Origin of the sequence: Okeania sp. SIO3I5, assembly GCF_010672085.1 — a bacterium.
Taxonomy (GTDB): domain Bacteria; phylum Cyanobacteriota; class Cyanobacteriia; order Cyanobacteriales; family Microcoleaceae; genus Trichodesmium.
On record NZ_JAAHHT010000065.1, the window covers coordinates 35,434 to 41,339 of the forward strand.

At 36.2% G+C, this 5,906-nt stretch carries 10 protein-coding genes; 2 read left to right on the forward strand and 8 right to left on the reverse strand.

All coding sequences use genetic code 11. The features are described from left to right. Positions 1-809: 809 nt before the first annotated feature. Positions 810-959, reverse strand: a complete 150-nt coding sequence (locus F6K40_RS16615; RefSeq protein WP_293137705.1) for a hypothetical protein — start codon at positions 957-959, stop codon at positions 810-812. A 341-nt stretch (positions 960-1,300) separates the two neighbouring features. On the opposite strand from F6K40_RS16615, the gene F6K40_RS16620 reads away from it, so the two are divergent. Together F6K40_RS16620 and F6K40_RS16625 are read left to right on the forward strand one after the other, a co-directional pair. Continuing rightward, on the forward strand, positions 1,301-1,708 hold the full coding sequence (locus F6K40_RS16620; RefSeq protein ID WP_293137707.1) for a hypothetical protein: 408 nt from the start codon (positions 1,301-1,303) through the stop codon (positions 1,706-1,708). Positions 1,709-2,137: 429 nt separating this feature from the next. Next, positions 2,138-3,265 (forward strand): glutathionylspermidine synthase family protein, encoded by a 1,128-nt coding sequence (locus F6K40_RS16625; RefSeq protein ID WP_293137709.1) that lies wholly within the window; start codon positions 2,138-2,140, stop codon positions 3,263-3,265. A gap of 175 nt (positions 3,266-3,440) precedes the next feature. On the opposite strand, the gene F6K40_RS16630 is transcribed toward F6K40_RS16625, so the two are convergent. From F6K40_RS16630 to F6K40_RS16660, 7 genes are all read right to left on the reverse strand, one after another. Continuing rightward, the gene (locus tag F6K40_RS16630) at positions 3,441-3,659 is read right to left on the reverse strand and encodes a ParE family toxin-like protein (RefSeq protein WP_293137711.1); all 219 of its coding nucleotides are present in this window, start codon (positions 3,657-3,659) and stop codon (positions 3,441-3,443) included. A gap of 42 nt (positions 3,660-3,701) precedes the next feature. Then, on the reverse strand, positions 3,702-3,932 hold the full coding sequence (locus F6K40_RS16635; RefSeq protein ID WP_293137713.1) for a hypothetical protein: 231 nt from the start codon (positions 3,930-3,932) through the stop codon (positions 3,702-3,704). After that, the gene (locus tag F6K40_RS16640) at positions 3,901-4,107 is read right to left on the reverse strand and encodes a hypothetical protein (RefSeq protein WP_293137715.1); all 207 of its coding nucleotides are present in this window, start codon (positions 4,105-4,107) and stop codon (positions 3,901-3,903) included. The genes F6K40_RS16635 and F6K40_RS16640 overlap by 32 nt, the downstream gene beginning before the upstream one ends. 3 nt (positions 4,108-4,110) lie before the next feature. Continuing rightward, positions 4,111-4,269 (reverse strand): hypothetical protein, encoded by a 159-nt coding sequence (locus F6K40_RS16645; protein ID WP_293137717.1) that lies wholly within the window; start codon positions 4,267-4,269, stop codon positions 4,111-4,113. 228 nt (positions 4,270-4,497) lie between these two features. Then, positions 4,498-4,719: a hypothetical protein gene (locus tag F6K40_RS16650; RefSeq protein WP_293137719.1), complete on the reverse strand. Its 222-nt coding sequence runs from the start codon at positions 4,717-4,719 to the stop codon at positions 4,498-4,500. 276 nt (positions 4,720-4,995) lie between these two features. Further along, complete coding sequence (locus tag F6K40_RS16655; protein WP_293137721.1) at positions 4,996-5,307, reverse strand: YdhR family protein; 312 nt, start codon at positions 5,305-5,307, stop codon at positions 4,996-4,998. 170 nt (positions 5,308-5,477) lie between these two features. Next, positions 5,478-5,699, reverse strand: coding sequence for a hypothetical protein (locus F6K40_RS16660; RefSeq protein ID WP_293137723.1), 222 nt, complete (start codon positions 5,697-5,699; stop codon positions 5,478-5,480). Between the last annotated feature and the right edge of the window lie 207 nt (positions 5,700-5,906).

The window sequence follows — 5,906 nt, forward strand, 5'->3', positions numbered from 1 at the left end:
AAAAACCACCTACACTATGGGTATTTAAACCACTCAACCAAGTCTTTGATTTTAACCCTGGAAATTTTTTCATCTCTAAATTAATAGGTTCCCAATTAATTTCAGTAAAAGGAATTGATACTTGGTACTCAGTATATAGGAAGACTTTACTCATCGCTTTGACTCCAAATTAATTTATTGCTTAGTTTAGCACCTTTTTGATTTTTGGTACTTAATTGATAAGATTTAACTAGCCATTTATAGTCTAATACCGTTCAGTTAAGGATTTTTTTGGTGTAATCTAAAGAGCTACTCTAATAGACTTCTCCATAAATCAAAAATAAAATCAATTATTATCCATAAATTATCAATTATACTATAGCAATCCTCCGCATATTCGTGGCAAAAATCCTGCTTTATTTTTGGCAATAGGGAATAGGCAATGGGCAATGGGTAAGAGTTTTGGAGTTTATTTCTAGTTTTTGAATTGTTAGGACCTATTTAGGATTGCTATATGTCCGGTTGAATAGTTATAAATAAAGATGGAGAAGTCAGGAGTAAGGAGTCAGGAGTGAAGATAAGAGAGTTTGAAACAACAAGGAGAAAGTTTTTTATCACTAATTATCCGCACATGATATTACTCCCCTTTCCAGTTAAGTGTTCCCTGTTCCCTCTTTTCTGGAGATGTCTAATAATCCCACCTTAATGAGTTTTAGTCTTATCTAAACCATGTTGCTCTACTCACTACTCTTGATCAGGAGCGATCACTGATGGTAAACCAGGGGTTAGAGGTTAGAGACAAATTCTATCTCCCCTACTCCCCTACTCCCCTACTCCTCTACTCCCCTACTCCGGTCGGTACTGATAACTGATAACTGATAACTGATAACTGACCAGAGGCGATCGCTCATCCTAAAGCAAATATTATAATTTGAGGGTTTTTTCGGTTGAGCAGCTATGATGGAAGTAGCAGTAATCATCCTAAGTCTATAACCAAAAAATAGGGGTTGGTGTAATGGTAATCTTCTTCAATATTTATGAACTGTACAACTATAATTTTTTCATAGATATTTAAGACAAAAGCATTACGCATTTACCAACGCCAAAAAATAAGGTCAATAGGATACTCTTTTAAAGAGATGAAAAGAATAAACATCAGTATTTTCAGTCTCTAGGTTCATCAGGTGGTACTGAGATAGCGAAGAAAGAACTGGTTAAGACTATAGACTGATGATGAATCTTAAACTAGGAAATGTTTTTCACTCCTATTTCCTGTTCCCTATTCCCTATTCACTGTTCCATTCTATAACTGATAACTGAAATGACTGAACCAAGAAAAATTAAGAGAACTATTATTATTTCCTTAGTATTAATCTCTTCAATTTCCATAACAGCTTGCACATCTCGTAGGCGTCGGGAAGTCTATAGAAGTCTCGAAGACTGTCGTACAGAATGGGGAGGAATTGAAAAATGCGAACTGATAACCGATGGTAGTTATCCATCTGGGTATTATTATGGTCCGTACTACTATCGATCTAGGTCTAGTAGCAGATTCTATTATCGAAGCACCAGTGGTAGCTATCAACCAGTTCCCAGTAATGCGGGTATTGTCAACAGTCCTTCGGGAAGGTCTACAACTTCTGTTGGTACTGTCAATAGAGGAGGTTTTGGTAGTAGAGGTGGTAGAGGTGGTAGTAGTTTTGGCGGTAGAGGCGGTGGCAAAGGTTGAGAAAATCACGACTTACGCAGAAACTGGGTTTATGAACCTGTTCCCTATTCCGTCTTTTCTAAATTATCAATTATTCCCCTCCTGGGAGGGGTTCGGGGTGGGTTCCCTGTTCCCTGTTCCCTGTTCCCTGTTCCCTCTTTTCTTGACATACTCCCGACGTTGCCCTTACGGGAATTATAGGGATTCTTCAGTCTGGGAAACCCTGACCGCTGCGCATGACAGAGGTGATGTCCTCCCCCTGTGTTGACATTGATAATAACAAAATTCTCCTAGCTTGTGTCTTGGGCCTATGAATGTTTAGCTTATGAAGGTATCCGAATCCTGGCCCTGGCTTTCATCCCGACGCTCCCCTCCCCCCTTCCAAAGGGGGGTTAGGGGGGATGGAGAGCGCGGGACTTCCCGCCAGGAAAGTTAAAAATAAAGCAGCAAATGAAACGGATAAGTATTGAACCTCGCGCCAACTGGCAGCAGAAATGTGAAGCGGTTGGCTTTCATTTTTATAATATGTACGGTGAACTATATTGGAATGAGGCAGCTTGCTATCATTTCAGCGCTTCAGAAATAAATGAATTGGAAGCAGCAACCAATACTTTACAAGAATTGTATATTGAAGCAGCGGAACGAATTATTGAAGAAAACCGTTTTTCTCAATTGTGCATTCCGCCAGAGTTTGCCGAATTATGTCGTCAGTCTTGGGAACGGGATGATCCCAGTCTTTATGGTCGTTTTGACTTAGCTTATGATGGTGTCAACCCACCGAAGTTATTGGAATATAACGCTGATACACCGACTGCACTCTTGGAAACTGCTGTGGTGCAGTGGACTTGGTTGGAGGAAATGTTTCCCGAAGACGATCAATTTAATTCTGTGCATGAAAAGTTATTGGCAGGTTTTGAGGAAATGAATGGTTTAGCAGGAGAGACTTTATATTTCAGTTGTGAAAAAGAAACTTTGGAAGATTTGGGAACAGTCGAATATTTGCGAGATTTGGCAATTCAAGCAGGATTAAATACTCAACATATTTATATTGATGATATTGGTTGGAGTGAGGAGTTAGAAGTTTTTTGCGATTTGGATAATCAAATTATTCGTCACTTATTCAAGTTGTATCCTTGGGAATGGATGATGCGAGAAAAATTCGGAAAATATCTATTATTAGAACCGATGAAGTTAATCGAACCAGCTTGGAAATTAATTTGGAGTAATAAAGCTATTCTGCCTATTCTTTGGGAATTTTTTCCAGATCATCCTAATTTATTGCCTGCCTATTTTGACTCGGTAAAATTATCTCATCCCTATTTGAGTAAACCAGTTTTTTCTAGGGAAGGTGGAAATATTACTGTTTATTTTGGAGATAGAGAATATCAAACGGAAGGAATATATGAAGACGAACCTTTAATTTATCAATCCTATTATCAATTGCCGAATTTTGATGGTTATTATCCTGTAGTTGGTGCTTGGGTTATTGGTGGAGAAGCTGCTGGTATTTGTGTTAGGGAAGACGAGGAAATTGTGACTCAAGATTTGAGTAGATTTGTGCCTCATTATTTTAGTTAGATGGATACAATGGATTCCAAGTTTATGTTGTACAAATACCTTTGTAAAACAGCCTTCTAGGCTGTCATAGCTGTACCATACTAAGGTGGAATCCGCTGTAAAATTCTTAATTAAAAAGAGCGAAAGGAATTTTTTCAATTAAATTGAAATGCTGCCTAATTCCTAATCTCTAAATTTACCCAAAAAACTGCTCATATTTATCGTGACTTCCAATCCAAAACCATGTCACTATATCCTCTTGCAAAATTCCAATGGCGCGATAATTTCGGGTAATTCTAACTGACCAAATATCTTCATCACTATTAATACATTTAAAGTGTAAAGAGGGATGAAAAGGATTATTTGACCACAAACGATAAGCTTTTCGTGTAGCTAGACGAATTTTTAGAGGCAACCCATGATATTCTGACCAAAAAGACGGTTAAAGTAGCAGATTTCATAACTGCTCATAATCCATTGTTTGTCTTTTTCCTTGAGGAATTTGTTGTTTAGCAAGTCTCGCTACTTCTACTAACTTATTTTGTGTTTTCTGAAAAGATTTATCCCATTTTAATTCATCTTCAATATCGGCAATATATTCTCGTAAATGCTGAATTATTTTCTCCTGTTGTGCATCAGGAACAGATTCTAAAATTTTAACAATAGTTGCTATATTTTCCTCTGACATTTTCCTCATTAGTGATGCAATAACATTCATCAGGTTCAACCCCTTTTTGCAAATCTTTTCGACTTAATGTTGTCGAACCAAGACTTGATATTTCTAACCCTAAAAATTCTGTAGTTGTTTGTACCAGTCGTCCTAAAAAACCTTTATTAATTTCATGTTCTGGCAAGGGAGTCATAATTTATAATGATCCTTGGTCGTAGGTCAATTTTTTACTAGGATTTTCTGCTAAATCTAACAATAATGCTTGATAGGTTTCCCATCTAATTCCGATTAATAGGCTTGGATTTTCTGGCTTTAATAAAGTTTTAGTAATGGTAATTTCAGTTAAATAAATCATTCAAATAATTCTCTCTGCTCAAAATTACCTTGAGAATGTCTGACAAAAATTTCATCTTAAATAATGTTTCCAGTGCGGGCATCTTGCCCGCGTGGGTGTACCTCTAAATAAATCATTCAAATAATTCTCTCTGCTCAAAATTACCTTGAGAATGTCTGACAAAAGTTTCATCTTAAATAATGTTTCCAGTGCGGGCATCTTGCCCGCGTGGGTGTACCTCTAAATAAATCATTCAAATAATTCTCTCTGCTCAAAATTACCTTGAGAATGTCTGACAAAAGTTTCATCTTGAATAATGCCATAAATGTTTTCAATAAATTCATGCCAAGACTGATTTTCAGGTTGGTTATTATCCTGAATTAAATTAACCATTGCCTTCAAAACCTGTTTTTCTTCTGGGATTAAGTTGTTAATTATTTCTGCTAGGAATTTAACTAATTTTAAATCCATCAAAACCTCTAATAATTACTGCGGGAAGATAATTGGGAGACTATTGAAACTAGCTGTTCAGTTGTCAGATATTCAAAATTAATTAGGATTTGCTGAAAAAGTTTTTTTTAGGTAGGTCAGAGAAAAATTATCCCTTGATTTTTAAGCCCTTTTCCGACAAAAATACTAATTTTTTGAAGCTCTAGAGAATGAAAAACTGGCACTTTTTTCGACCGAAAAAAAGCTAAAGTCTTTATCTATAAATTCTTTGAAAGTTAATCAGCAAACTCTAGGTAACTAGCTATTATAAAAAGGTGAATCCATGCCAAAAGAAGCTTCTTTTGTAACATCACCATCAAAAAGCTTGACACTAAGATTTCCATTTACTTGTTTAACAAATGGAATTAATAAATTATCAATATAATTTTGTGCATTTTCTACAGAATCAAATTCGTAAAAACCACCTACACTATGAGTATTTAAACCACTCAACCAAGTTTTTGATTTTAACCCTGGAAATTTTTTCATGTCTACATTAATAGGTTCCCAATTAATTTCAGTAAAAGGAATTGATACTTGGTATTCAGCATATATAAAGACTTTACTCATTAGTTTAACTCCAAATTAATTTCTTGCTTAGTTTAGCACGTTTTGAATTTTTGGAGATGTTTATTACAGTTCAATACAATTCAGTGATTGTGGAAATAGAGGAAAATTTCAAAATTCCACTAATAATTACTGCGGGAAGATAATTCTGATTTTTTTAGCGCTATGAGGGGTCATACCCCTAACTGCAACGTTATAGTTTTTGTAGGTTGGGTTCCTGATTTTAGATGAGGGTTGGGAAACCAAACCCCTACGGTAATGTTTTCTGATTTTTTAGCGCTATGAGGGGTCATACCCCTAACTGCAACGTTATAGTTTTTGTAGGTTGGGTTGAGGTAACGAAACCCAACTCTAACTACCTGTTTTGAATTTGGTATGGCTTTGTTGGGTTTCACTGAGTTGTACCCAACCTACTGCTATTCAAATTAATTAATGCCACTTATCGCTACATTTATCAAAGGAAATTCTAGTATTTGTAGGTTGGGTTGAGTGCGACTCGTTGGGTCAAAGAAGCCAAGATGCAACATGACCCTTTAACCAAAAGGTTAAAAACTCATGGCCTATGGAGGTTAAATTCCTCCCCTCTCAGCGCTTAGAGTGAC

Excerpts from the sequence above, each read along its gene's own strand:
- F6K40_RS16625 (WP_293137709.1), top strand. The coding sequence starts at position 2,138 with ATGAAACGGATAAGTATTGAACCTCGCGCCAACTGGCAGCAGAAATGT.
- F6K40_RS16640 (WP_293137715.1), bottom strand. The coding sequence starts at position 4,107 with ATGACTCCCTTGCCAGAACATGAAATTAATAAAGGTTTTTTAGGACGA.
- F6K40_RS16650 (WP_293137719.1), bottom strand. The coding sequence starts at position 4,719 with ATGGATTTAAAATTAGTTAAATTCCTAGCAGAAATAATTAACAACTTA.
- F6K40_RS16635 (WP_293137713.1), bottom strand. The coding sequence starts at position 3,932 with ATGTCAGAGGAAAATATAGCAACTATTGTTAAAATTTTAGAATCTGTT.
- F6K40_RS16615 (WP_293137705.1), bottom strand. The coding sequence starts at position 959 with ATGATTACTGCTACTTCCATCATAGCTGCTCAACCGAAAAAACCCTCA.
- F6K40_RS16645 (WP_293137717.1), bottom strand. The coding sequence starts at position 4,269 with ATGATTTATTTAACTGAAATTACCATTACTAAAACTTTATTAAAGCCA.
- F6K40_RS16620 (WP_293137707.1), top strand. The coding sequence starts at position 1,301 with ATGACTGAACCAAGAAAAATTAAGAGAACTATTATTATTTCCTTAGTA.
- F6K40_RS16655 (WP_293137721.1), bottom strand. The coding sequence starts at position 5,307 with ATGAGTAAAGTCTTTATATATGCTGAATACCAAGTATCAATTCCTTTT.